This is a genomic window from Pseudomonas pharyngis (genome assembly GCF_021602345.1).
Classification (GTDB): domain Bacteria; phylum Pseudomonadota; class Gammaproteobacteria; order Pseudomonadales; family Pseudomonadaceae; genus Aquipseudomonas; species Aquipseudomonas pharyngis.
The window spans coordinates 64,352-90,055 of the sequence record NZ_BQID01000003.1 but is presented as its reverse complement, the minus strand read 5'-3'; the positions used below and the strand labels follow the sequence as shown (position 1 = coordinate 90,055).

The 25,704-nt window shown below is 62.6% G+C and carries 24 protein-coding genes; 5 read left to right on the top strand and 19 right to left on the bottom strand.

Features of this window, described 5'->3' with window-relative positions; translation table 11 throughout:
- Positions 1–15: 15 nt before the first annotated feature.
- From urtE to cbiE, 19 genes are all read right to left on the bottom strand, one after another.
- Positions 16–714 carry an urea ABC transporter ATP-binding subunit UrtE gene (gene urtE, locus L6D74_RS07315; protein ID WP_085648091.1) on the bottom strand — a complete coding sequence of 233 codons (699 nt, stop codon included), beginning with the start codon at positions 712–714 and terminating at the stop codon, positions 16–18.
- Positions 715–759: 45 nt separating this feature from the next.
- Positions 760–1,629, bottom strand: a complete 870-nt coding sequence (urtD, locus tag L6D74_RS07310; protein WP_007950599.1) for an urea ABC transporter ATP-binding protein UrtD — start codon at positions 1,627–1,629, stop codon at positions 760–762.
- Entirely contained in the window at positions 1,626–2,705 is a 1,080-nt protein-coding gene (gene urtC, locus L6D74_RS07305) for an urea ABC transporter permease subunit UrtC (RefSeq protein ID WP_221615472.1), read from the bottom strand. The genes urtD and urtC overlap by 4 nt, the downstream gene beginning before the upstream one ends.
- Positions 2,705–4,207 (bottom strand): urea ABC transporter permease subunit UrtB, encoded by a 1,503-nt coding sequence (gene urtB, locus L6D74_RS07300; protein WP_236188519.1) that lies wholly within the window; start codon positions 4,205–4,207, stop codon positions 2,705–2,707. Before urtB ends, urtC begins: the two co-directional genes overlap by 1 nt.
- Before the next feature lie 252 nt (positions 4,208–4,459).
- Positions 4,460–5,725, bottom strand: coding sequence for an urea ABC transporter substrate-binding protein (urtA, locus tag L6D74_RS07295; RefSeq protein ID WP_011332239.1), 1,266 nt, complete (start codon positions 5,723–5,725; stop codon positions 4,460–4,462).
- Between the two features lie 204 nt (positions 5,726–5,929).
- On the bottom strand, positions 5,930–6,940 hold the full coding sequence (locus L6D74_RS07290) for a FecCD family ABC transporter permease (RefSeq protein ID WP_064593181.1): 1,011 nt from the start codon (positions 6,938–6,940) through the stop codon (positions 5,930–5,932).
- Complete coding sequence (locus tag L6D74_RS07285; protein ID WP_236188512.1) at positions 6,937–7,884, bottom strand: ABC transporter substrate-binding protein; 948 nt, start codon at positions 7,882–7,884, stop codon at positions 6,937–6,939. Before L6D74_RS07285 ends, L6D74_RS07290 begins: the two co-directional genes overlap by 4 nt.
- The gene (locus tag L6D74_RS07280; RefSeq protein ID WP_236188507.1) at positions 7,881–8,669 is read right to left on the bottom strand and encodes an ABC transporter ATP-binding protein; all 789 of its coding nucleotides are present in this window, start codon (positions 8,667–8,669) and stop codon (positions 7,881–7,883) included. The genes L6D74_RS07285 and L6D74_RS07280 overlap by 4 nt, the downstream gene beginning before the upstream one ends.
- A gap of 325 nt (positions 8,670–8,994) precedes the next feature.
- On the bottom strand, positions 8,995–11,121 hold the full coding sequence (locus L6D74_RS07275; protein ID WP_236188506.1) for a TonB-dependent receptor: 2,127 nt from the start codon (positions 11,119–11,121) through the stop codon (positions 8,995–8,997).
- A 162-nt stretch (positions 11,122–11,283) separates the two neighbouring features.
- Entirely contained in the window at positions 11,284–12,663 is a 1,380-nt protein-coding gene (locus L6D74_RS07270; protein WP_236188505.1) for a PepSY-associated TM helix domain-containing protein, read from the bottom strand.
- A gap of 80 nt (positions 12,664–12,743) precedes the next feature.
- Entirely contained in the window at positions 12,744–14,864 is a 2,121-nt protein-coding gene (locus L6D74_RS07265; RefSeq protein WP_236188504.1) for a TonB-dependent copper receptor, read from the bottom strand.
- Positions 14,865–14,948: 84 nt separating this feature from the next.
- Positions 14,949–15,395 (bottom strand): DUF2946 domain-containing protein, encoded by a 447-nt coding sequence (locus tag L6D74_RS07260; protein WP_085648099.1) that lies wholly within the window; start codon positions 15,393–15,395, stop codon positions 14,949–14,951.
- Between the two features lie 21 nt (positions 15,396–15,416).
- Positions 15,417–15,896: a copper chaperone PCu(A)C gene (locus L6D74_RS07255; RefSeq protein ID WP_085648100.1), complete on the bottom strand. Its 480-nt coding sequence runs from the start codon at positions 15,894–15,896 to the stop codon at positions 15,417–15,419.
- 48 nt (positions 15,897–15,944) lie between these two features.
- Positions 15,945–16,346, bottom strand: coding sequence for a DUF2946 domain-containing protein (locus L6D74_RS07250; protein WP_064593200.1), 402 nt, complete (start codon positions 16,344–16,346; stop codon positions 15,945–15,947).
- 112 nt (positions 16,347–16,458) lie between these two features.
- Positions 16,459–16,782, bottom strand: a complete 324-nt coding sequence (locus L6D74_RS07245) for a helix-turn-helix domain-containing transcriptional regulator (RefSeq protein WP_007951041.1) — start codon at positions 16,780–16,782, stop codon at positions 16,459–16,461.
- A 4-nt stretch (positions 16,783–16,786) separates the two neighbouring features.
- Positions 16,787–17,122: a type II toxin-antitoxin system RelE/ParE family toxin gene (locus tag L6D74_RS07240; RefSeq protein WP_085648101.1), complete on the bottom strand. Its 336-nt coding sequence runs from the start codon at positions 17,120–17,122 to the stop codon at positions 16,787–16,789.
- A 56-nt stretch (positions 17,123–17,178) separates the two neighbouring features.
- Positions 17,179–17,904, bottom strand: coding sequence for a cobalt-precorrin-6A reductase (locus L6D74_RS07235; protein ID WP_236188502.1), 726 nt, complete (start codon positions 17,902–17,904; stop codon positions 17,179–17,181).
- A complete protein-coding gene (locus tag L6D74_RS07230) occupies positions 17,901–18,998 on the bottom strand; it encodes a cobalt-precorrin-5B (C(1))-methyltransferase (RefSeq protein WP_236188501.1) in 1,098 nt (365 codons plus the stop codon). The genes L6D74_RS07235 and L6D74_RS07230 overlap by 4 nt, the downstream gene beginning before the upstream one ends.
- A complete protein-coding gene (gene cbiE / locus L6D74_RS07225) occupies positions 18,991–20,202 on the bottom strand; it encodes a precorrin-6y C5,15-methyltransferase (decarboxylating) subunit CbiE (protein ID WP_236188500.1) in 1,212 nt (403 codons plus the stop codon). The genes L6D74_RS07230 and cbiE overlap by 8 nt, the downstream gene beginning before the upstream one ends.
- 268 nt (positions 20,203–20,470) lie before the next feature.
- Here cbiE and L6D74_RS07220 point away from each other — a divergent pair, with 268 nt between their 5' ends.
- From L6D74_RS07220 to cobJ, 5 genes are all read left to right on the top strand, one after another.
- Entirely contained in the window at positions 20,471–21,109 is a 639-nt protein-coding gene (locus tag L6D74_RS07220) for a hypothetical protein (RefSeq protein WP_236188499.1), read from the top strand.
- 159 nt (positions 21,110–21,268) lie between these two features.
- The gene (gene cobG / locus L6D74_RS07215) at positions 21,269–22,567 is read left to right on the top strand and encodes a precorrin-3B synthase (RefSeq protein WP_236188498.1); all 1,299 of its coding nucleotides are present in this window, start codon (positions 21,269–21,271) and stop codon (positions 22,565–22,567) included.
- Positions 22,560–23,186, top strand: a complete 627-nt coding sequence (locus L6D74_RS07210) for a precorrin-8X methylmutase (protein WP_064593212.1) — start codon at positions 22,560–22,562, stop codon at positions 23,184–23,186. The genes cobG and L6D74_RS07210 overlap by 8 nt, the downstream gene beginning before the upstream one ends.
- Positions 23,183–23,917, top strand: a complete 735-nt coding sequence (locus L6D74_RS07205; RefSeq protein ID WP_373874461.1) for a precorrin-2 C(20)-methyltransferase — start codon at positions 23,183–23,185, stop codon at positions 23,915–23,917. The genes L6D74_RS07210 and L6D74_RS07205 overlap by 4 nt, the downstream gene beginning before the upstream one ends.
- Positions 23,917–25,620 carry a precorrin-3B C(17)-methyltransferase gene (gene cobJ, locus L6D74_RS07200; protein ID WP_236188496.1) on the top strand — a complete coding sequence of 568 codons (1,704 nt, stop codon included), beginning with the start codon at positions 23,917–23,919 and terminating at the stop codon, positions 25,618–25,620. Before L6D74_RS07205 ends, cobJ begins: the two co-directional genes overlap by 1 nt.
- Positions 25,621–25,704: the final 84 nt, after the last annotated feature.

The following is a 25,704-nucleotide window of genomic DNA, read 5'->3' as shown; positions in this document are numbered from 1 at the left end:
GATTAGACCGTAACCTCAAATAGTCACCAGCCCGCGTACGCCTTCGGCTTCCATATTTTCGCCACGGCCCTGCTGCACGATCTCGCCCCGGGACATCACCAGGTACTGATCGGCCAGTTCGGCGGCGAAATCGTAGAACTGCTCCACCAGCAGAATCGCCATGTCGCCACGGGCGGCAAGTTTCTTGATCACCGCGCCGATTTCCTTGATCACCGACGGCTGGATGCCTTCGGTGGGCTCGTCGAGGATCAGCAGCCGTGGACGGCTGGCCAGTGCGCGGCCAATCGCGAGCTGCTGTTGCTGTCCGCCGGACAGGTCGCCGCCGCGCCGCTGTTTCATTTGCAGCAGCACCGGGAACAGCTCGTAGATGAACGCCGGCACCTCTTTGGCTTCGCTGCCGGGAAAACGCGACAGCCCCATCAGCAGGTTCTCTTCCACGGTCAGTCGGCCGAAAATCTCCCGGCCCTGCGGCACGTAGGCGATCCCCGCGTGCACCCGTTGATGCGGCTTGAACGTGGTGATCGGTTGGCCTTCCCAGTTCACCGTGCCTTCCTTGGCCGGCAGCAGGCCCATCAGGCATTTGAGCAGCGTGGTCTTGCCCACACCGTTACGCCCGAGCAGGCAGGTCACTTCGCCGACCTTCACGTCAAAACTCAGGCCGCGCAGGATGTGGCTACCGCCGTAGTACTGGTGCAGCTTGTCGACTTGCAGCATGTTCAAGTTCTCCTCAAATCCCCCTGTGGGAGCGGGCTTGCAGTTTCAGCGGCCGAGATAGACTTCGATCACGCGCTCGTTGTCCTGCACCTGTTCCAGCGACCCCTCGGCCAGCACGCTGCCCTGATGCAACACCGTGACGTGGTCGGCAATCGAGCCGACGAAGCCCATGTCGTGTTCCACCACCATCAGCGAATGCTTGCCTGCCAGCGACTTGAACAGCTCGGCGGTGAACTCGGTTTCGGCGTCGGTCATGCCGGCCACCGGTTCATCGAGCAGCAGCAGTTGCGGGTCCTGCATCAGCAACATGCCGATTTCCAGAAACTGTTTCTGTCCGTGGGACAGCAGCCCCGCCGGGCGATTGACCGAGGTGGTCAGGCGAATGGTGTCGAGCACTTCGCTGATCCGGTCTTTCTGTTCGCCGCTCAACTTCGCCCGCAGGCTGGCCCACACCGACTTGTCGGTTTTCTGCGCCAGCTCCAGGTTTTCGAACACGCTCAACGCCTCGAACACCGTCGGTTTCTGGAACTTGCGACCGATGCCGGCCTGGGCGATCTGCACTTCGCTCATCTGCGTCAGGTCGAGGGTTTCGCCGAACCACGCCTTGCCATGACTCGGGCGGGTCTTGCCGGTGATCACGTCCATCAGCGTGGTCTTGCCCGCGCCGTTGGGGCCGATGATGCAGCGCAGTTCGCCGACGCCGATGTACAGGTTCAGATTGTTCAGCGCCCGGAAGCCGTCGAAGCTGACGCTGATGTCTTCCAGGGTCAGGATCGTGCCGTGACGGGTGTCGAGGCCCGGCCCGACGCGTTGCCCGAGGCCGATCGAGTCGCGGCTGGTGCCTTCGTCCTTGTTCGGTTCCACCGGGAAAAAGGCCGGTTCCAGCATGAATTCAGCGCTCGCCGTGACTCTCATGATTCACCTCGTTTCTTCAGCAGACCGATCACGCCCTTGGGCAGGTACAACGTCACGACGATGAACAGCGCGCCGAGGAAGAACAGCCAGTATTCGGGGAAGGCCACGGTGAACCAGCTCTTCATGCCGTTGACCACACCGGCGCCGAGCAGCGGGCCGATCAGGGTGCCGCGTCCGCCAAGGGCCACCCACACAGCGGCTTCGATCGAGTTGGTCGGCGACATTTCGCTCGGGTTGATGATCCCCACCTGCGGTACGTACAACGCACCCGCCAGACCACACAACACCGCGCTCAACACCCAGACGAACAGCTTGAAACCGCGCGGATCGTAGCCGCAGAACATCAGGCGATTTTCCGCATCACGCAGCGCGGTCAATACCCGACCGAACTTGCTGCGCGCCAGCCGCCAGCCGATGAATAGGCTCGCCACCAGCAACAGCACCGTCGCCAGAAACAGCACCGCGCGAGTGCCCGGTTCGGTGATGCCGAAACCGAGGATCGTGCGGAAATTGGTGAAGCCGTTGTTGCCGCCGAACCCGGTCTCGTTGCGGAAAAACAGCAGCATCCCGGCGAAGGTCAGGGCCTGGGTCATGATTGAGAAATACACGCCCTTGATTCGCGAGCGGAAGGCGAAAAACCCGAACACCAGCGCCAGCAACCCCGGCGCCAACACCACCAGGCACATCGCCCAGAGGAAGTTGCCGGTGCCGCTCCAGTACCACGGCAATTCCGTCCAAGACAGAAAGGTCATGAACGCCGGCAAGCCATCACCGGCAGCCTGGCGCATCAGGTACATGCCCATCGCATAACCGCCGAGGGCAAAGAACAGACCGTGGCCCAGAGACAGGAGACCGGCGTAACCCCAGACCAGATCCAGTGCCAGGGCGACGATGGCGTAGCAGAGAATCTTGCCCACCAGCGTCAGGGTGTAGGCCGAAACATGCAGCGAGCTGTCCGCCGGCAACAGCGACAGCAGCGGCAGGGCGATCAGCAAGGCGAGCACCACCGCGCCGATGGCGAGGGTGACTTTCGGGCCGGCCTTTTGTGTGGCCGTGACTAGTAGAGGCTGGTTCATCAGTCGATCACCCGTCCTTTCAGTGCGAAGAGGCCTTGCGGACGTTTCTGGATGAACAGAATGATCAGCGCGAGGATCAGGATCTTGCCGAGTACCGCACCGATCTGCGGTTCGAGAATCTTGTTGGCGATGCCCAGGCCGAACGCGGCGAACACGCTGCCGGCCAATTGCCCGACGCCGCCGAGCACCACCACCAGGAACGAGTCGATGATGTAGCTCTGGCCGAGGTCCGGGCCGACGTTGCCGATCTGGCTCAGGGCCACGCCACCGAGCCCGGCGATGCCCGAGCCGAGGCCGAAAGCGAGCATGTCGACTCGCCCGGTGGGCACGCCGCAGCAGGCGGCCATGTTGCGGTTCTGGGTGACGGCACGCACGTTCAGACCCAGGCGAGTCTTGTTCAGCAGCAGCCAGGTCAGCACCACCACAAACAGGGCGAAGGCGATGATCACGATGCGGTTGTACGGCAGCACCAGATTCGGCAACACCTGAATCCCGCAGGACAGCCACGCCGGGTTCGCCACTTCAACGTTCTGCGCACCGAACACCAGACGCACCAGTTGAATCAGCATCAGGCTGATGCCCCAGGTGGCGAGCAGGGTTTCCAGTGGTCGACCGTAGAGGTGACGGATCACCGTGCGCTCCAGGGCCATGCCGATGGCAGCGGTGACGAAGAACGCCACCGGCAGCGCGATCAGCGGATAGAACTCGATGGCCTGCGGCGCGTAGCGCTGGAACATCAACTGCACCACGTAGGTCGAGTAGGCGCCGAGCATCAGCATCTCGCCGTGGGCCATGTTGATCACACCGAGCAGGCCGAAAGTGATCGCCAGACCCAGCGCCGCGAGCAACAGAATCGAACCGAGGGACATGCCGCTGAAGGCCTGGCCGAGCAGTTCGCCGATCAGCAGTTTGCGCTTGACCTGGGCGAGGCTGGTTTCGGCGGCGGTGCGCACATTGGCATCGGTTTCGACGCCGGGTTCGAGCAAGCCTTCGAGGCGGGTACGGGCCAGCGGGTCGCCGGTTTCACCGAGCAGACGCACGGCCGCGAGGCGCACTGCCGGGTCGGTGTCGACCAGTTGCAGATTGGCCAGCGCCAGGCTCAGGGCGGCGTGGACGCTTTCGTCTTGTTCGCCAGCCAGTTGCTGGTCGAGGAATTTCAGCTGCGCCGGTTTGGCGCTTTTCTGCAATTGCTGCGCGGCAGTCAGACGGGTTTTGGCGTCGGCGGCGAGCAATTGGTGGCTGGCCAGAGCGGTGTCGATCAGACCCCGCAGGCGGTTGTTCAGGCGCAGGGTCTTGGGTTGGCCGTCGACGGTCAGTTCGCCTTGTTGCAGGGCGTTGATCAGTTCGACACGCGCCGGATCGGGCTGCGCGGCCCAGGCTTCCAGCAGTTTGGCCTGTTGCGTGGGGTTGGCGGCGACGAAGTCTTCGGCGTCGCTGGCGTGGGTCATCATGGGCAGCAGGAGCAAGAGGGCCAGGATGACGCGGTAAAAGGCAGTGGGCATGGGTGGTGCTTCCTGTGTTGCGGTGGCCGATGGAGCGGTGTCCGACTGCGAAATCCAGCCCTCACCCTAGCCCTCTCCCGGAGGGAGAGGGGACTGACCGAGTTGTCTGTTCATCAAGCATCGACCTGAAAAAACAGAGTCGAACTCAGGCTTTGAAAACGATGGAGATCTGCTCCCTTTCCCCCTCTCCCTGAGGGAGAGGGCTGGGGTGAGGGGGAAGGTCTCAAGTCCGCCTCAAGGTCTGAATCCGCCTCAGTTGCTCTTCACCGCATACTCCGGCTTCTTGTCATTACCCGGAATGAACGGGCTCCACGGCTGCGCACGGATCGGCCCTTCGGTCTGCCACACGACGTTGAACTGACCGTCGCTCTGGATCTCGCCGATCATCACCGGTTTGTGCAGGTGGTGATTGGTCTTGTCCATGGTCAGGGTGTAGCCCGACGGCGCGGCGAAGGTCTGGCCGCCGAGGGCTTCGCGGACCTTGTCGACGTCGGTGGATTTGGCTTTCTCCGCCGCCTGCGCCCACATGTGGATGCCGACGTACGTGGCTTCCATCGGGTCGTTGGTCACGGCCTTGTCGGCGCCCGGCAGGTTGTGTTTCTTCGCGTAGGCTTTCCAGTCATCGACGAACTTCTTGTTCACCGGGTTCTCCACCGACTCGAAGTAGTTCCATGCCGCGAGGTTGCCCACCAGCGGCTTGGTGTCGATGCCGCGCAGTTCTTCTTCGCCCACCGAGAACGCCACCACCGGTACGTCGGTGGCTTTCAGGCCCTGGTTGGCCAGCTCTTTGTAGAACGGCACGTTGGAGTCGCCGTTGACGGTGGAGATCACAGCGGTCTTGCCGCCGGCCGAGAATTTTTTGATGTTGGCGACGATGGTTTGATAGTCGCTATGACCGAACGGGGTGTAGACCTCTTCGATGTCTTTATCCGCTACGCCTTTGGAGTGCAGGAACGAGCGCAGGATCTTGTTGGTGGTGCGCGGATACACATAGTCGGTGCCGAGCAGGAAGTAGCGCTTGGCGCTGCCGCCTTCTTCGCTCATCAGGTATTCAACCGCCGGGATCGCTTGCTGGTTTGGCGCGGCGCCGGTGTAGAACACGTTCGGCGACATCTCTTCACCTTCGTATTGCACCGGGTAGAACAGCAGGCCGTTGAGTTCTTCGAACACCGGCAGCACCGATTTGCGCGACACCGAGGTCCAGCAGCCGAACACCACCGCGACCTTGTCCTGGGTCAGCAACTGGCGGCCCTTTTCCGCGAACAGCGGCCAGTTCGACGCCGGGTCGACCACCACCGGTTCAAGCATCTTGCCGTTCACCCCGCCCTTGGCGTTGATCTCGTCGATGGTCATCAACGCCATGTCCTTGAGCGACGTTTCGGAGATCGCCATGGTGCCGGACAACGAATGCAGAATCCCGACCTTGATGGTCTCGGCGGCCTGTACGGTCCAGGTCATGCCCATCGCGGCAATGGATGCCGTGAGTGTGAAAGCCTTGATCAAACTGCGACGCTTCATTGTGCGATCTCCATGAACGTTAAGTTTTTTATGGTTGGCAGATGCGAACGACTGAAGGCTGTTTTGCAAGGGCTGTGCCCGGTCGGGTTTGGGCAGGGAAATGTCGGTTTAGAGCGGTCGCGCGTTGAGTCGGCGCACCATGAGGGGACGTGTTGCATGCAAAGGTGCAGTGGGGCGCGCCAAATTGGGGCGCGCCCCGAGAAATCAGCGGCGGCGCATCAGTCCGATGAAGAACAGCCCGCCGAGGGCTGCGGTGGCAACACCGATGGGCAGGTCTTCGGGGGCTATCAACGTGCGGGCGGCGACGTCCACCCAGACGAGGAAAACGCTGCCGAGCAACACGCACACCGGCAGCAGGCGCCGATGCTCGGCACCGATCAGGCGCCGGGCAATGTGCGGCACCATCAGCCCGACAAACCCGATGGAGCCGCTGATCGACACCAGCACCCCGGTCATCAGCGAAGCAATCACGAACACCCGCAGACGCACCGCCCGGGCATTCAGGCCGAGGGTGACGGCGGTCTGTTCGCCGGCCATCAAGGCGTTCAGCGGGCGGGCCATGCCGATCAGCAGAATCAATCCGAGCAACACGCTCAGCGCCGGCACCGCCAACAACGCCCAGCGCGCCAGACCCAGGCCACCGAGCATCCAGAACATCACCGCCGAACTGGCGCGGTGATCGCCCATGAACAACAGCAGATTGGCGATCGCCATCATCACGAACGACACGGCCACGCCACACAGCAGCAGACGATCACTGTCCAGCCGACCCTGGCGGTTGGCGATGCCCAGCACCAGAAACATGCTCAGCAACGCGCCGATGAACGCGGCGATCGGCAAGGTCAGCAGGCCGACGATTTCGCCGATGTGCAGCACCACGATCACTGCACCGAGCGTGGCACCGGAGGTGACGCCAAGCAGGTGTGGATCGGCCAGCGGATTGCGCGTCACCGCTTGCAGCACCGCGCCGATCAACGCCAGCCCGGCACCGACCAATGCACCGAGCAGCATGCGCGGCACACGAATCAGCCAGACGATGTGTTCCTGGCCGGCGCTCCAGTCCGCCACACCGAGACCGAACAGTTTGTGCAGCAGAATCCGCCACACCACGTCCACCGGCACCCGCGCCGGGCCGAAGCCGAGCGACACCACGCACGACACCAGCAGCACGGCACCGAGGGCGATCAGCAGCAGCGCATAGCGACGATCGATCATTCGCCGTGGAAACCTTTGGCCAGGGTTTCCACCGCCAGCACGTTGTCGATCCCCGGCGTGGCCTGCACGTAGGGGATGACGATGAAGCGCTGGTTCTTGATCGCGTCCACCGATTGCAGCGCCTTGTTCTTCAGCAGGAATTCAATCTTCTGCTCGGCGGTGATTTCGCTGTAGTCGACGATCACGATCACCTGTGGATTACGCTCGACCACGGTTTCCCAGTTGACCCGGGTCCAGCTCGCTTCGACGTCATCGAGAACGTTGTGCCCGCCGGCGGCGTCGATCAGTGCTTGCGGCATGCCGAGGCGGCCGGAGGTCATGGCGCGGTCTTCGCCGCTGTCGTACAGGAAAACACGGGGTTTTTCCGCGGGCAGGTCTTTGCGGACTTCGGCGACCTGACTTTGCATGTCGGCGATCAGCGCGTTGGCGCGATCCTGCACGTCGAAAATCTTTCCGAGGTTGCGCAGGTCGTTATAGGTGTCGTCCAGCGTGGCGGCCGGACGCTTCATCACGAAGGCGCAGGATTCAGTCAGCTCATAGACGTTGATGCCCAGCGGTTGCAGGGTCTGCGGCGTGAGATCACCGCCGACGCGCATGCCGTAATCCCAACCGGCGAAGAAGAAATCGACGTTGGCGTTGAGCAGGGTTTCCACCGAGGGGTACTTGGCCGCCAGCTCCGGCAAACCGTCGAGCAGCGACTGCATTTCAGGCGTTACCGATTTCCAGCCGCTGACGCCGCTGTAGCCGGCCATCTTCGACTTGAGGCCGAGGGCGAGCATCATCTGGGTCATGTTGATGTCGTGGCTGACCGCATGCTTCGGCGCTTCCTTGAAGGTCACTTCACGGTTGCAGCTGTGGATCGTCAGCGGGTACTTCGTCGCCTCGGCGAAGGCGTGGGTGGTGCCCAGCAACAGGGCGAGACAAAGCAGGGAACGCACAGTCATGGTTGGGTTATCCAGGTGATTCGCGGGTAGCCGTGGAGGGGGTGGGAATCGATCAGTGCTTCGACGCCGAATACGTCGCGCAGCAGTTCTACGGTGAGCACTTCTTGCGGCGTGCCGCTGGCGACGATCCGGCCGTGGTTGATCACGTACAAGCGGTCGCAGAACGCGGCAGCCAGGTTCAGGTCGTGGATGCTCGCCAACGTGCCGATTTGCAAACGCTTGACCAGTTGCAGCAGTTCCAGTTGATAACGCGGGTCGAGGTGGTTGGTCGGCTCGTCGAGGATCAGCAGTTGCGGTTGCTGGGTCAGGGCCCGGGCGAGGATCACCCGCTGTTTTTCACCGCCGGACAGCGTGGCGAATGCGTGATCTTCGAAGCCGTCGAGACCCACGGATGTGAGGGCCTGGGTGGCGAGGTCGCAGTCTTCCTGAGTATCACCGTCGAACAGGCCTTTGTGCGGCGTGCGGCCCATGGCGACCACTTCTTCAACGGTCAGGCCGAAGGCGTCGGGGAATTCCTGCAGGACCACGGCGATGCGTTGCGCGCACCAGCGTGAGGATTGTTTCCACACGTTGTGATGATCGAGTCTGACCTCACCGTGTTCCGGCTGACTGAAGCGATAGGCGCAACGCAACAGGCTGGTCTTGCCGCTGCCATTGGGCCCGATCAGCCCGACGAACTCCCCGGCGGCCACTTGCAACGAGGCGTCACGCAGCTGGAACTGGTGATGACAGTGGCCGTGGCCCAAGGGGGACCAGGCGAGATCAGTGAGGGACAGTGAGGTCATGTGAGGTTCAGTGTGATTTCTAAGGTTATGTCTGTCTGGTAGATCCATCCCCCTCACCCCAGCCCTCTCCCCCAAGGGGGGCGAGGGGGAAAGGGAGCCGATCTTCGTGCTCTTCAAATCCTGAGTTCGACTCGGTATTTCAGGTCGGTGTAACTTGCCCAAACACCTCGGTCAGCCCCGTCCATAGGGGAAATGGGAGCCGATCTTCGTGCTCTTCAAGTCCTGAGTTCGACCCGGTATTTCAGGTCGGTGTAACTTGCCCAAACACCTCGGTCAGTCCCCTCTCCCTCCGGGAGAGGGTTAGGGTGAGGGCGGGGCCAGTGAGTCAAAAGGTGTAGTCAGCCGTGACAAAGAACGAACGAGGCTCACCCAGAATCCACTGCTGGCCCTCATTGTATTGGCTTTGCGCATACGTCCGGTCAAACAGATTGTTCACCTGCAACCCAAGCGTGGTGTTGCGCAGGGCTTTCCACGACAGCGTCGCATCGACCACGGTGTAGCTCGGCAGCTCATTGCGGTTGGCCATGTCGGCGTAGCGCGCATCGACGTAACGCACGCCGGCGCCGGCTTTCAGGTCATCGGTCAGCGCCTTGCTCAGCCACAGATTAGCGGTGCGCCGTGGCACGTCCACCGGGCGATTGCCATTGCGTGAAACCGGCACGGTGCCGACCACTTCTTCAAAATCGTCGTACTTGGCCTTCACGATTGCAGCGTTGGCTTGCAGTTGCCAGGCGTGTGGCAATTGCAGATCGAGGCTGGCTTCCAGGCCGTTGGACGATTGCTGGCCGACCTGCTGCTTGAGCGTCGGATTGCCCGGATCGTCGGTCAGCAGCTTCTTCTTCACGATGCGATACGCCGCCAGCGTGAACTCGCCGCGCTGATCCCAGAACAGTTGCTTCATGCCGATCTCGGTCTGCCGCGCGGTCGACAGGTCATATTGCTGCTGGCTCGGGCTCAGGGAAATCAAACCGCCGATGCCATCGGTGCTGGTGGCAACCTGGCCGTAGAACGAGGTGTCTTGCGTCAGCGCGAACACCAGGCCGGCCTTCCAGTTGTTGCCGGTCAGGGTCTTGTCGCTCTGGCTGCCGTCGACCAGGTTGTTGCGATCCACATGCACATAGTCGCGGCGCACACCGGTCACCAGCGACCAGCGCTCGCTCAGTTGCGTGCGGTTTTCGGCGAACACCGACATCTGTCTGGTGGTGCTGTCGAACTGATCGCGATACGGATCGGCGCTCTCGAAATAACCGGTTTGCGGGTGATAGCGATCCAGCGGCTGGCCGTTCGGCAATACGTCGTTGAATGGCGAGTTGCTGTCGAGCTGGAAGCGAATACGGTTGTAGTCGACGCCGGTCACGGTCTGGCTGTCGAGGCCGAACAGTGAGTGCTTGAAGGTGAAGGTCTGGCGGTCGCCGAGCTGTTCCTGTTTATGGCCGATACCGAAGTAACCGCTGCGGCTGAGTTGCTGGCTGTCAGCGTCGAAGTTGTAGTTTTCGGCGTTCTGCCAGCGGCGCTGGGCCTTGAGGTAGTACAGCTCGTTGCTGGCGCTGACCGCATCGTTGATCTGCCAATCGGTGGTCAGGCGCGTCCATTGATCGTTGTAGTGCTGTTTGTCGTCACGCACGTTGTAGTTCTTGTTACGCAGGCTGTCTTTCAACTGGCCGTTGATCAACGGTGTGCCGAAGTAGTTTTGCGGGCGCTGATCGCCGTAATCGTGAGCGAGGGTGAAAGTCAGGTCGTCGGTCGCCTGCCAGCGCAGGGCGGCGCTGATGAAGTCGCTGGACGAGTCGCCGTGATCGACCCAGCCGTTGCTGCGCAGGCGGTTGAGGTTGAGGCGATAGCTCAGGGTGTCGGTCAGCGAGCCGCCGCTGTCGAACGCCTGCTGCTGGCTATCAAACGAGCCGTAGCCGACGCGCACATGGTTTTCGATTTCGCCTTCGAACGGCTTTTTCGGGATCACGTTGACCACCGCGCCGGTCGCGCCTTCGCCATACAGCACCGAGGCCGGGCCGCGCAGGACATCGACGCGTTCCACCGACCAGGTGTCGACCGGAAACGTCACCGTGCCCATGCCGGTGTACATGCGGTTGCCGTCATACAGCTGCATCACCGAACTCTGCCCGGTAAAACCCCGGGCCTGCAACGAAGTGCCGCCATCGCCCGGCGTGCCGGTGCGGCTGATGCCGGTACTGCGCGACACCGCGTCCTGCACGCTGCGATCACCACGAGCGCGGACTTGTTCGCCGCTCAGGCTTTCGACGCTGGCCGGGGTTTCCATCGCGCTGAGGTTCAGGCGCGAGCCGGCGCTGGTCGGCGTGGTCAGGCTGACGGTCTGGTCGTCATTGGCCAGGGCGGTGATGGTGCCGGTGGGCAGCGTCAGCGGGGCGTTGTCGGCGTGGGCGCTGTTGTTCAAGGCGAACAGACAGAGGCTGGACAAGAGGTACTTGTTCATCGGGGCGGTGAATCACTTCTTCAAAAGAAAAGCCCGCAGGCTCATGACAATGCATGGCTGCGGGCAGAGCAGCAAATTTGCGTTATACAGTAACACTAAAAATTGCCGAAGTTTAAGCCCCGGCAGTTTAAAGATCTGTCTGGATCGCGCATCTCGCGTGATTCACGATGAAGTTGAGGCAGATTCAGTTTGCCGGCCCAGACGCGACAGCAGCAACCGATCCAGCAACCACACCACCACCAGCGAAGCCCCCACCAGCGGAAACACCACCGCGAGTACGAGCATGATTGCCACGCCGGTTTTCCACTTCGGCAGATCGTGACGCAGCGGCGGTACGCCGAACTTGCCGTGCGGCCGGCGCTTCCACCAGATCACCACGCCGCTGACGGCGCTGAGCAGAATCATCAGGCAGATCAGCAGCACGATGATCTGGTTGAAGGTGCCGAACATCTTGCCCTCGTGGAGCATCACGCCGATCTCGGTAGCCCGGGCAACAGCGCCGTATTGCTCGAAGCGCACATCGGCGAGAACCTTGCCGGTGTACTGATCGATGTGCAGGGTCGCGTCGTTGCGCGGGTCGTCGGCGAACACGGCGATGGTGAACACGCCGGTGGCGGTGGTCGGCAGGGTGATGCTGTAGCCCGGCTCGACCTGGCGCTCGATCGCGATATTCTGCACGTCCTGCAGGCGGATGGTCGGCGCGGCGGGGCCGTGTTGCATGCCGCCGTGGGCCATGTGTTCGGCGTGGTCGCCGGACATCGGCATCGGGGTGTTTTCCATCGCCCACGGCACAGTCTGGCGCGCGGCGTTGTTGAGGCTGCCGGCCTCGACGTCGGAGGTCGGCACGTTGTCCCACATCGCCGCCGGGAACACGTTCCACACCTGGGCATATTGCTTGCCCCAGAAGCCGGTCCAGGTCATGCCGCTGAGCAGCATCACCAGCAGCAATGCCGCGCCCCAGAATCCGGTCACGGCATGCAGGTCACGCCACAGCACGCGGCCGCGACTGCTCAGGCGTGGCCACAGAATCCCGGCGGCCTGACCTCGCGGCCACCACAGGAAAACCCCGGACACCACCAGCACCACGCCCCAGCCGGCGGCCATTTCGATCAGTCGGTCACCGACGGTGCCGATCATCAGTTCGCCGTGAATCGCCCGGGCGATGGCTTGCAGGTTCTGCTTGGCATCCTGCTCGCCGAGGATGTCGCCGTGGTACGGATCGACGAACACGTTCAGCTCATGGCCGGCATTGGCCACGACAAACTGCGCGCTGCGCTCGGCATTCACCGGCGGCAGGTACTGGGTGACCTGGCCCTGTGGATAAGCGCTTTTGACCTTTTGCAGCAGGTCGTCGGCCGGCACGGTGTGATGCCCGGCCGGGACGTTCAGCAGACTGCTGTACATCAGCGAATCGAGCTGCGGTTTGAACAGGTAAATGATGCCGGTCAGGGCCAGCATCACCATGAATGGGGCGACGAACAATCCGGCATAAAAATGCCAACGCCAGGCCAGGTTGTAGAAATTCGGTTTGGGCTGTTTCATCACGTGTGCTCCGCTTGGCTTGGATCTTTTAGTTGTCTGTTGTCACTCGCTCCCTCAAGGGGAGCGAGTGCCCTTGAGGGTTAGAAACTCATGTCCACCTTGGTCCAGAGCGTGCGCCCCGGTTCATTGATGGCTTGCGGGTCGTTGGCCGGGTAGCCGAACCCGGCGTTGCCCGCCAGGTTCAGGTGTTCGGCGTAGGCCTTGCCGAACAGGTTGTCGACGCCGGTACTGACCTTCCAGTGTGTGTTGATCCGGTAGGCACCGTTGAGCGAGAACACGCCGAAGCCTGAACTCTTGTCGTAATCCTTGCCGACCACGTTGCCCTTGTTCTGGTCGATACGGTTTTGCGCGGCGACCACCCTCCACAGTGCGCCGGCGCTCCAGTTGTCTTCGGTATAAGTCAGACCGAAACGTGCATCCAGCGGCGGCATCTGCGGCAGGGCCTTGCCGTCGCTGCTGTTCTTGCCCCAGGCGTAGGCCAGGGTCGCATCGGCTTTCCAGTTGTCGGTGAGTTTGTAGGCGGCACCGAGTTCACCGCCCATGATCCGCGCGTCGATGTTCTCGGCGCGGGAGGTGCTCATGCCCATCATCGTCGGGGTGTAATCGAACAGGATGTAATCGCGCACCTGGCCGATGTAACCGGAGGCCCAGGCTTCGAGGTCGGCGCTCTTGTAGTTCACGCCGAAGTCGAGCTGGGTGGTCTTTTCCGGCTTGATCGAATCGAACGCATTGACCGAACCAGCCGGGCCGGACTTGGGCGAAAACAGCTCCCAGTAATCCGGAAAACGTTGCGCGTGGCCGAGGCCCGCGTAGAGCGTGGTCGGGCTGTCGGTCAGGTCATGCTCGTAACGGATGAAACCGCTCGGCAGGGTGTCGGCGCGGGTATCGCCAGCGGTCGGGTTCGGCCGGGACATCATTCCCGAGCCGGTGCTCTGCCGATAATCCTTGGCCGAGGCGCGGTCGACCCGGGCGCCGGTGATCAGCCGGTCACGGTCGGCGGCGTACCAGGTCATTTCGCTGAACACCCCGTAGTTATGGAAGTCGGCGTCCTTGGTGAACGGCTGATCCTTGTAGGTATCGATGCCCATGCCGCTGCGCTGCCGGTGTTCGTTGGTCTGCGCATCGAGGCCGGTGATCAGCTGAATATCGGCCCAGCGCCAGGTGGCCTTGATGCGCGCGCCGAGGGTGCGACGGTCGACGTTGGACGCCATCGGTCCCGCCATCATCCCGGTGCCGGACGGCGTGCGCAGGGTGTAGTTGTCCATCACGTGGTCGGCGTAGTTGTAGTAGACCTGGGCTTCGAGCTTCTCCAGCACGTCGCTGATGTTGGATTTCTCGAAACGCAGACCGAGGCTTTCGCGCAGGAATTGCGAGCCGTCCATGCCGCGTCCGGCGTAGCGCGCTTGGCCGTCGCCCTTGCCGGCGGTGAGTTCGATCAGGGTGTCGGCGTCCGGGGTCCAGCCCAGCGCCACGTCGCCGTTCCACTTGTCATAGCGCGAGGCAACGATGTCGTTGTTGCCGTCGCGGTAATCGTCGGAATGCGCGGTGTTGCCGATCACCCGCACGTAGCCCAACGAACCGCCGGCCGCCGCATCGACGACTTTGTCGAAGCGCCCGTGGGAGCCGGCCAGCACGCTGGCGTTCACGCGGGTGCCCAGTTCGCCGAAGCTTTCCGGTTCGCGGTCGAACAGGATCGTGCCGGCCGAGGCGCCCGGTCCATAAAGCACGGTTTGCGGGCCTTTGATCACGGTGAGTTTGTCGTAGGTCTCGGGCGAAATGTACGAGGTCGGCGCGTCCATTCGGCCGGGGCAGGCGCCGAGCATCATGCTGCCGTTGGTGAGGATGTTCAGGCGCGAACCGAACATGCCGCGCAATACCGGATCACCGTTGGTGCCGCCGTTGCGCACCAGGGCGAAGCCGGGAATGGTCTTCAGGTAGTCGCCGCCGTCGCTGGCCGGCACCGGTTGGCGCGGCTCTTTCGGGTTGGTGACGATGGTCAGCGGCGAGCTCGGGGCGATGGCAGTGATCACCGTCGGGCTCAGTTCGTCAGCGTGGCCGGCATGTTCGTCGGCGTGGACCAGCGGGGACAGCAGGACGCCGCAAAGGACGGCGGTCGCGTGTCTGAAACGAACGCGGGATTCGTTCAGAGCAAAGGACGCCGGGGCAGAACCCGGGCGTGGGACAGCAGAAAACCTGGACATGACAATTTCCATCAAACAGTCGTAAACAACACGGCCGGCAGCCTGAAGCTGTCTTCTCAACCGTGTGCAATCAGAGGTGGGTGTTTACGCTGCGACGGGCGGGGCGCGGGTGCGGGCGCCGGGGAAGAAGGTCCGCCGGGCATGGCCCAGACGCGGGGAGGGTGGGGTGAAGGTGTTGACCAGTGGAATGCTGAAGGTGGCGAAGCTGCCACCGCCGGTCAGCGCCGGGCAGTTGAACAGCAGGCTGCAATAACCGCATTTTTCCCACAGTACGTGGTGCGAGGATTGCGGCGGGCAGTGTTCGGCCGAGGGTTTTGCTGCATGCGCGGAGTGATCCATGCCCGGCATGTCCATCGACATGTCCATGCTCATCGGCATGGAGGTCGAGGCGTGCTGATCCATCGGCATCGACTGGGAAATCAGCGGGCCGATGAAGATCATCAACATGGCGAACAGGGCGATCCAGCTGCCGCGGGTCAGGTGTTCAGTCTGACGGCGTTGCAGGGAGGGCCTGGCGCTCAGGGGGCGCATGGGCGGAGTCTGCCGGAACGGTTACTGGGCGTGCGCGTGGGCTTGCGTGGCTTGCGGCGGCTTCTTCTGCACGGCGACTTCGACGGTCACGTCACCGGCCTTTTCGAAGTGCATCGTCAGGGGAAAGCGTTTGCCGTCGGTCAGCAGACTGCGGTCGGTTGGATTCATCAGCATCACGTGATAGGCCATCGGCGCGAATGTCACGTTTTCACCGGCCGGGATGGCCACGTTCGGCACCTGTTGCATCTTCATCAGATCGCCCTGCATCACGTGCTCGTGCAGTTCCGCTGTCGGGGCAATCGGCGAGTCGACGCTGAGCAGGCGGTCAGCGGTCTTGCCGGCGTTGTGAATGATGAAATACGCGGCAACGGTCGGCGCGTTCGGCGGCAGTTCCTGCGACCACGGGTGGGCGATTTCCAGCTCGCCGGCCTTGTATTCGTGGGCATGGGCGAAGCACGCAGGCAGCAACAGCGCAGCGATGACGATGAATTTGTTCAACATGGCAGTTCTCCAGAACGATTTGAAACGCAGGTCAAATGCGGGAACAAATCAGACCAGAGGAGAGGCGCGGGGATTGAGGCTCGGCCATTGCTGGCGCGGTGTCGGGGTTTGCAGCAAGGCGGGCGCCACACTGCGATTACTTTCGTACTGAGCGAAATACAGCTGCGGCGAATGCCCCGGCAACGCCACCACCGGCGCCGATCCGGAACAGCACCAGCAATGCTGCATGGTCGAATGATTGTCACCGCTTTGCGGTGCTTTCTGATCGAGGCTGCCGATGTCGATCGCCACCATCTTCGTCCCGCTGCCGGTGCAGAAACTGCTCCACAGCAACTGCTCGGCCGGCGACTGCGCCGCCTGCGCCATCGCTCCCGTCAACGGCATGGCAAGCATGTTGAACAGCACTGCGAAGCAGGCGATCCAGGCAAATGCGAGCCGGTGTCGGTTCATGGGACAGATCCGTGGGGTGGGCGATCAGGCGCGGCTATTTAGCCTGATCAGGGCCGATAAGTAAAAAAGCGTCGTGCGGTTTGGTGTCGCAGCGATCTCATCAACCAATCGCTCAGTTCACTGGTACCGCGTGAACCTCCATGTCTACTCCCAGCGTAGCTCGGATTACCGAAAAAATTTTCGCCAGATTGTCCATGCTCGGGTTGCCTTTGGCGGACAACATTCGATGCAGGCTTTTGCTGGGCTTTTCAGTTTCCCTTGCAAGCTCTTCGAATCCGACAGTTGCATTGACGAGGTCGCGCAAAATTATCCTGGCAACTTCTGGCTCGCCATTCAGAAAAAGCGTTGCGGCTTCGTCCAGTAATGCCTGGGCAAATTCGGGATCACGTTGTGCACGCTCTGAAATTGAAATTTTGTAGCTTCGAGTGAGCGCCATCAAATTACCTCTGGTTCTGTTCAGCTTTTTTTCGAATTCGAAATTCGGCTATCAGTGCTTTCACCTGTTTGATGTCCTGTCTCTGTGTGGATTTATCTCCTCCACCGAACAAGATGATCAGTCGTTTTCCCTCTTGTATCAGATAAATTCTATAGCCAGGACCCCAGTTTATTTTGTATTCGCCGAGACCATCGAACCATTTGATGTTGGAGGTGTTGCCCGCTTCCAACCGTGCCAAGGCTTTCGAAACCCTCGCTGCGGCCGGCACGCTCAAAGTGGAGATCCAACGGCCAAACGGGCTTGAATCGTTTTCTTGTAGATATTCTTCGAGTGTGATCACAGTCGGCCCTGAAGGTAACAAATAGGTTACTTATCATGCAAGCCGTGGATCTTGCCTCAGGAGTTGATTGTCTCCAATTCAACAAGTGTTTCTTGAAGCGTCCAAAACTCCCGATCAACCCCCGCCAACTCCGGCCGCTTCAACACCATTACCGGAACCCCAAGCTCCCGCGCCACGTCCAGTTTCGGCTCGGTCGCGGTGCTGCCGCTGTTCTTGCTGATCAGCACGTCGATCTGCCGGCGTTCGAACAGCGCCCGCTCATCTTCCAGCAGAAACGGCCCGCGGGCGCCGATGACTTCGCAGCGTTCGTTACCGGGGTAGACGTCGAGGGCCCGTAGGGTCCAGAACTGGTGCGCGGGGATTTCATCGAGGTGTTGCAGCGGTTCGCGGCCGAGGGTGAACAGTGGGCGATGGAAAGGGGCGAGGGCGGTGATCAGTTCGGCCCAGTCGGCGACTTCGCGCCAGTCATCGCCGGGTTGCGGTTGCCACGCGGGGCGGCGCAGGGCCCAGCAGGGGATGCCGGTGAGTTGCGCAGCGGTGGCGGCGTTCCGGCTGATCTGTGCGGCGTAGGGATGGGTCGCGTCGAGTAAAAGTGTGATGCCTTCGTCGAGAATGAACTGCGCCAGACCTTCGGCGCCACCGTAGCCGCCGACGCGCACCTGACACGTCAGATCGGTCGGCACCCGGCCGACGCCGGCCAGGCTGTAAATGTGTTCTGGCCCCAGAGTGCGCGCGATGGCCAGCGCTTCAGTCACGCCGCCGAGCAACAGAATCCGTTTCATACAAAAGCTCCCGCATGGCCGACGATGCCGCCCTGACGATCAATCGCAAACACTTCGACCTGCACCTGAGCCGGCACCACGCTGCGGGCGAATTCCAGAGCGTGGCGGCAGACCTCATCACCGAGGGCAACACCCGCCGCACTGGCCATCGCCAATGCCTGCTGACTGGTGTTCGCCCCGCGTATGGCTTGCTGCAAGGTGTCGTCGGCGCCAATCGCCGCTGCCCATTCCGCCAGTTGCGGCAGGTCGATACTCGAATGACGCGAGTGCAGGTCCATGTGCCCGGCCGCCAGTTTGCTGATCTTGCCGAAGCCGCCGCACAGGCTGAGTTTATCCACAGGTACTTTGCGCAGGTGCTTGAGCACCGCGCCGACGAAGTCGCCCATTTCGATCAGGGCGATTTCCGGCAGGTTGTAGACCCGGCGCATGGTGTCTTCGCTGGCGTTGCCGGTGCAGGCGGCGATGTGCAGGTAGCCGTTGGTTTTCGCCACGTCGATGCCTTGATGGATCGAAGCGATGTATGCCGCGCAGGAAAACGGCCGGACGATGCCGCTGGTGCCGAGGATCGACAAGCCGCCGAGAATCCCCAGACGCGGGTTCATGGTTTTCAGCGCCAGGGCTTCGCCGCCCTCGACATTGACCGTCACCTCGAAGCCGCCGCGATAGCCGGTTTCTTCGGCGAGCAGGGTCAGGTGATCGCTGATCATCTTGCGCGGCACCGGGTTGATCGCCGGTTCGCCGACGCCCAGCACCAACCCTGGCCGGGTCACAGTGCCGACGCCCTTGCCGGCCACGAAGCGAATCCCCGGCTCGGCCATCAGCCGCACCCGCGAATAAAGCAGGGCGCCGTGAGTCACGTCCGGATCATCGCCGGCATCCTTGATCGTTCCGGCTTCGGCGCCGTCTTCGGTCAGCCGGCAGAACTCCAGACGCATCTGCACCTGCTTGCCCTTGGGCAACACGATCTGCACGGCGTCGGCCGATGAGCCACCGAGCAGCAGACGGGCAGCGGCGAGGCTGGTGGCCGTGGCGCAGCTGCCGGTGGTCAGGCCGCTGCGCAGGGGCGCGGGTTGTTCGGCGGTTTCGTCACGCATCAAGGGGTTTGACCAGATCGAGCAGGGTGATCGGCAAGGCCTGGCGCCAGGTGTCGAACTCGCCCAGTGGCTGTGCCTGGGCAATGTGGATGCGGGTCAGTTCGCCGCCGTGGCGTTCGCGCCAGCTCATCAAGGTCATTTCGCTTTGCAGCGTCACGGCGTTGGCCACCAGTCGGCCGCCGGGTTTGAGGTGTTCCCAGCAGGTGTCGATCACGCCTTCGCGGGTCACGCCGCCGCCGATGAAAATGGCGTCCGGACGCTCAAGACCGGCGAGGGCCTGAGGAGCACTGCCGCGAATCAGTTGCAGGCCAGGAACGCCCAAGGCATCACGGTTGTGTTCGATCAGTTGCTGGCGACCCTCGTCGGCCTCGATGGCCAGGGCGCGGCAGCTCGGGTGAGCGCGCATCCACTCGATGCCGATCGAACCGCTGCCGGCGCCGACGTCCCACAACAGTTCGCCCGGGGTCGGGGCGAGGCGGGCGAGGGTGATGGCGCGCACGTCGCGCTTGGTCAGTTGGCCGTCGTGCTCGAAGGCCGAGTCCGGCAGGCCGGCGAGACGCGACAGGCGTGGTGTATCTGGATCACCCAGGCATTCGATGGCGATCACGTTGAGGTCGGCAATGAGCGGATCGTTCCAGTCGTTGGCTGTGCCGTCGATCCGGCGTTCAGCGTCGCCGCCCAGATGTTCCAGAACACTCAGGCGACTGGCGCCGAATCCGCGCTCGCGCAGCAATTGCGCAACTGCGGCCGGGCTCTGGCCGTCATTGCTCAGCAGCAACAGGCGCACGCCGCTGAACAGTTGTGCGTTGAGGGCCGCAAGCGGGCGGGCCACCAGCGACAGCACATTGACGTCCTGCAACGGCCAGCCCAGTCGGGCGGCCGCCAGCGAGCATGAGGATGGCGCTGGCAGAACCAGCATCTCGGCCCCCGGCACCTGCCGCGCCAGACTTGCGCCAACGCCGTAGAACATCGGATCACCGCTGGCCAGCACGCACACGGCTTCACCGCGACGCTCGAGAACCGGGGCCAGGGAGAACGGGCTCGGCCACAACTGGCGCTCGCCACCGATGCACGCCGGCAACAGGTCCAGTTGACGCTGGCCGCCGATGATCCGCGAGGCGCCCAGCACGGCGCGGCGGGCATTCTTGCCCAGGCCCTTGAAGCCGTCTTCACCGATTCCCACTACCGTCAGCCAGGGTGTCATGCCGTTCCTCAATCTCGTGCGCCGTTCAATCGGCGCATGATAGCGCGGCTTCTGTTGTCTGGCGTTGCTGCCTTGTTGCAGGCGAAGGCAGCGTAGACATGTTATGTGGCTGAAAACCGATTGGTGGATCGAGCGTCTTTGTTATTTTGGTTTTTGATCAAGTTGAACGTTACCCATAAAACGCACTGGATCATTTTCTGAACGATTATTTAATTAACTAGTGGTTGAACGCCTTGCTGGCGTCCTGTTATAGGGATGTGATGTAAACATGGATGACATAAAACATAATGCGACACTTGTCGGCGATATATTGCTGACCGGCAGTCGGGGACAAACACACGAGGACTATCAGTTCGCGTTGAACTGTACTTACCTGGCACAGCGCCAGGCGGATATGACTTATAACAGTGCGACCCAGCCTGGACGATGGACCGATTATTTTACCGATGTACTGTGGTCGCATGGCTGGAGCCGTAATTATCAACCGATCGAGCACGTTCAAACGCAGTTCAGGGGCAGCGTGCGCGAGGTCTGGTCACGACTGGCATCGCCGCTGCTGAGTGCTGAACAGGTGGCTGGCGTTGATCGAGGGCTGGTGGCGCTCGAAGGCGACGTTGAACTGTTGAAAAAGATCAAAGGCCTTAGTGGCAAGGCGTTCGATTTCAAAATCATGCCGATCAGTTACAACGCCAATGGTGATATGGAATTGATCGTGACAAATACCCGGTTCATCAAGTCGAGCCTGAACACCGGGTATTTTTTCTGGAACGTTTCGCAAGTAATGACTCAGCTGGATGTTCTGGCTCGGAAGGTGGTGATCAGTCGCCGGGTCTTGGACGCTCGTCGAGCCGGTGTGAGAAAGGCGCTGGAGGGGATCAAATTCAATTTCGAGGATTACCCGCTGTGATCGCCTCCCTCTGCGACGATTTTCTTCCGCGGGAATAGCCCGGCAACGCAGAATCCGACCGGCAGGCATTTTCATGCGCTCGGGCAAAGCAGGCATAATGGCGACCTTTCGCCCTCACGGTGCTGCCAGCCAGCCGGTCATCCCTTGAACGAACGCTCGATGTCAACAGCTCTACGCCCCTCGGCTTGTCCGGGGTTGCTGCGTATCGTCCAGGCGCTGGATGGTGGTATCTGCCGGATCAAACTCAATGGTGGTTCGATCAGCGCCGATCAGGCTGAGGTGGTGGCGGATGCCGCCGAGCGTTTCGCCAGTGGCGTGATCGAGGCAACCAACCGTGCCAACCTGCAGATTCGCGGGATCGGCGAGCACGGCACCGCGCTGATCGACAGGCTGCTGGCCGCCGGCCTCGGGCCGCGAACCGCTGCCGGGGATGACGTGCGCAACCTGATGCTAAGCCCTGCTGCAGGGATCGACCCGCAGATGCGCCTGGATACCCGCACGCTCGCCGGGCAGATTCTCGATACCCTGCAAAGCCATCCGCGTTTCCACGAGCTGAGCGCCAAGTTCGCCGTGCAACTGGATGGCGGTGAAGCGCTGGCGATGCTCGAACATCCCCATGATCTGTGGTTGTCGGTTTACGAAGAGCGCGGGGAAACGCTGTTGGCATTCGGCCTGGCGGGTTGCCCGACGGAGCGACCGCTGGCCGCCGTGGCGCTTGCGCACGGACATGCGCTGGTGGTGGCGGTGCTGGAGGTGTTCCTCGATCTGGCTCGACCGGAGCAGACGCGAATGCGTCATCTGCTGGATGAATGTCCGGCGCCGATGTTCCTGGCAACACTCGGGCGGCGGATCCGTCTGCAAAGCGTCGGCGACTGGCGGCGTGAATCGACGCCGGAAGGCTTGCACATCGGCATCCATCCTCAGCCATCGGCCGGTCAGGTGTATGTCGGTGCCGCACCGGCGTTTGGCCGCCTCGATCCGGACATGCTGCGTGGCGCCGCGCAACTGGCCAGAACTTTCGGCGACGGCACCCTGCGTTTCACCCCTTGGCAGAGTCTGTTGCTGCCCAATGTGCGGGAAACCGCTGCGGTTCAAGTGCTCGACGAATTGGGCAAGCTGAACCTGCTGACCCATGCCGAAAATCCTGTAGCGCACCTGATCGCCTGCACCGGCTCCAAAGGCTGCGGCAAAGGCCTGGCCGACACCAAACACGATGCCCGCCTGCTGGCGACGCTGTTGCCACATGCCGTGGATGTGCACCTGTCCGGCTGCCCGCGTTCCTGCGCCGCCGCCCACCGCGCTCCGGCAACGTTGCTGGCCGTCAGCCCCGGTCATTACGACCTCTATATTCGCGATGCAGCGGTGCCCGGTTTCGGCGCGCTGCACGCTCAAAACCTTACTATCGAAGCGGCCGCGACCCTGCTCGTCGCCCGCTCACGGAGCCCCCTTGATGCTTGATTACATCCGCGACGGTCAGGAGATCTATCGCAACTCCTTCGCGATCATTCGCCGCGAGGCCAACCTCGCGCGCATCCCGGCCGACCTGGAAAAACTCGCGGTGCGGGTGATCCACGCCTGCGGCATGGTCGAGGCGATCGACGGGCTGCAATTCTCCGCAGGCGCCGGCAAGGCCGGGCGCGATGCGCTGGCCGCTGGCGCGCCGATCCTGTGCGATGCGCGGATGGTTTCCGAGGGCGTGACCCGTGCGCGCCTGCCGGCCAACAACGAAGTGATCTGCACCCTGCGCGACGACAGCGTTCCGGAGCTGGCGCGCGAGCTGGGCAACACCCGCTCGGCAGCGGCGCTGGAACTGTGGCGTCCGCATCTGGAAGGCAGCGTGGTGGTGATCGGCAACGCGCCGACCGCGCTGTTCTATCTGCTGGAAATGCTCGACGCCGGCGCCCCGAAACCGGCGCTGATCCTCGGCTTCCCGGTGGGCTTCGTCGGCGCCGCCGAATCCAAGGCCGAGCTGGCCGCCAACAGCCGTGGCGTGCCGTTCGTGATCATGCAGGGCCGCCTCGGCGGCAGCGCCATGGCCGCCGCGGCGGTCAATGCCCTCGCCACGGAGATCGAATGATGCAGGCTAAAGGACGTTTGATTGGCCTGGGCGTCGGCCCCGGTGATCCGGAACTGATTACCGTCAAGGCCCTGCGCCTGCTGCGCGAGTCGCCAGTGGTGGCGTACTTCGTGGCCAAGGGCAAGAAGGGCAACGCCTTCGGCATCATCGAAGCGCACCTGCAGGACGCGCAGAACCTGCTGCCGCTGGTGTACCCGGTGACCACCGAAGTGCTGCCGGCGCCGCTGTCCTACGAGCAAGTGATCAGCGACTTCTACGATGACGCGGCAGTGGACGTGGCCGCGCATCTGGATGCCGGTCGCGATGTGGCGGTGATCTGCGAAGGTGATCCGTTCTTCTACGGCTCCTACATGTACCTGCACGATCGCCTCGCCAGCCGTTACGAAGCCGAAGTGGTGCCTGGCGTTTGTTCGATGCTCGGTGGCGCTTCGGTGCTGGGCGCGCCGCTGGTGTATCGCAATCAGAGCCTGTCGGTGCTGTCCGGCGTGCTGCCTCACGAAGAGCTCAAACGTCGTCTGGCCGATGCCGACGCGGCGGTGATCATGAAGCTGGGGCGCAATTTCCCGAAAGTGCGCGATGTGTTGGCGGAACTGGGCCTGGCCGAGCGTGCGCTGTATGTCGAGCGCGCGACCATGGCCAACCAGAAAATCGTGCCACTGGATGAGGTCGAGCCGATGTCGTCGCCGTACTTCTCGCTGATCATTGTGCCCGGCGAACGGTGGCAAGGCTGATGACTCATTCCACACCGGCCATCGTCATTCTCGGCCAGGGCGCGTTGGCCACGGCCCGTCGCCTGCAGCAGGTCTATCCAACTGCGCAGATTCATGGACTGAAAGGGCGCGTCGATGGCGCCGACCTGACTTACAGCGACTTCGGCGCGACCCTGCGCGAGCTGTATCAACAGGACACGCCGATCATTGCCCTGTGCGCGGCGGGCATTGTCATCCGCACGCTGGCGCCGCTGTTGCTGGAGAAGGGCGTCGAGCCAGCGGTGCTCGCCGTGGCTGAAGACGGCAGCGCCGTGGTGCCGCTGCTCGGCGGCCTCGGCGGGGTGAACGTCATGGCCCGCGAGATTGCGGCTGCACTTGAAGTGGCAGCGGCGATCACCACCAGCGGCGAGTTGCGTTTCGGCACTTGCCTGCTCAATCCACCCGGCGGTTACGCGCTCGGCGATCTGGAGCAGGGCAAGCGATTTGTCTCTGATCTGCTCGCCGGCCACAGCGTGCGCATCGACGGTGCCGCGCCGTGGCTTGCGCAGGCGCAACTGCCGGAAGATCCACAGGCGCAGCGCTCGATTCGTGTGGGCAGCGATGCTCGCGCGGCGAGCGCCAGTGAGTTGTTGATTTATCCACGCAGTGTGGCGGTAGCGGTAGGTGCTGATGTGGTCGACCTGCCGGGCACCATCCGTGATGCGTTGCAGCAGGCTGGTGTGGCGATTCAATCACTGGCCTGTCTGGTGGCGGCTGACAATCAGATGACCAATGCGGCGTTGTGCGAAGCCGCGCTGGAACTGACGGTGCCGTTGCGCTTTGTTGCGCCGGCGGATGACCTTAGTCAGCTCGCCGGTCATGCCGTCCCCCATGCCCGGGTCATCGCGACATCCCCCAACATCGCCATCGCCGTGGCAGATCAGCCACTGGATGTTTCGCAGATCGGCCGTCCGCGCGGTCGTCTGGCCGTCATCGGCCTCGGTCCTGGTGCGGCAGAGCTGATGGTTCCAGCGGTAAAAGCCGAGCTGGCCCGGGCCACCGACGTGCTGGGTTATGAAACCTACGTGCGCATGGCCGGCCCCTTCCGCGACGATCAGGTGCAGCATTGCACCGACAACCGCGAAGAAATGCAGCGTGCCCGTCACGCTTTCCGACTGGCCGCGCAGGGCCGATCGGTGATTGTGGTTTCGTCCGGCGATCCGGGGGTGTTCGCCATGGCGGCGGCGGTGCTCGAAGCGTTGCACGAATCGACGGATCCGGCGTGGCACAGCGTCGATCTGGAAATCCTGCCGGGTGTGTCCGCCTCACTCGCTACCGCCGCTCAGGCCGGTGCACCGCTGGGACACGACTTTTGCGTGATGTCGCTGTCGGACAACCTCAAGCCATGGTCGATCATTGAGAAGCGCCTGGACCTGGCCGCCGAGGCCGATCTGGCATTGGCGTTTTACAATCCGATCTCCCGCGCCCGTCCGTGGCAGTTGGGGCGTGCCCTGGAAATCGTTGCCCAACATCGCACGCCGCAGACGCCGGTGGTGCTCGGTCGCGATATCGGCAGACCGGGGCAGACCCTGCGTACCACTACGCTGGGCGCATTGACCGCGGATCAGGTGGACATGCGCACCATGGTGCTGATCGGTTCATCCACCACCTGCACCTTCCCCCGTGCGACGGGAGGCGACTGGGTGTACACCCCCCGCTGGTATGGCGAAAAGCCTGGCGGCTGATGCTCCCTTCCATGCTGTGTGCCCCCTCGGGTATCGATTGACAAGACAAGGCCGCGAATGGGTTGTTCGCGGCCTTGTCTTTCG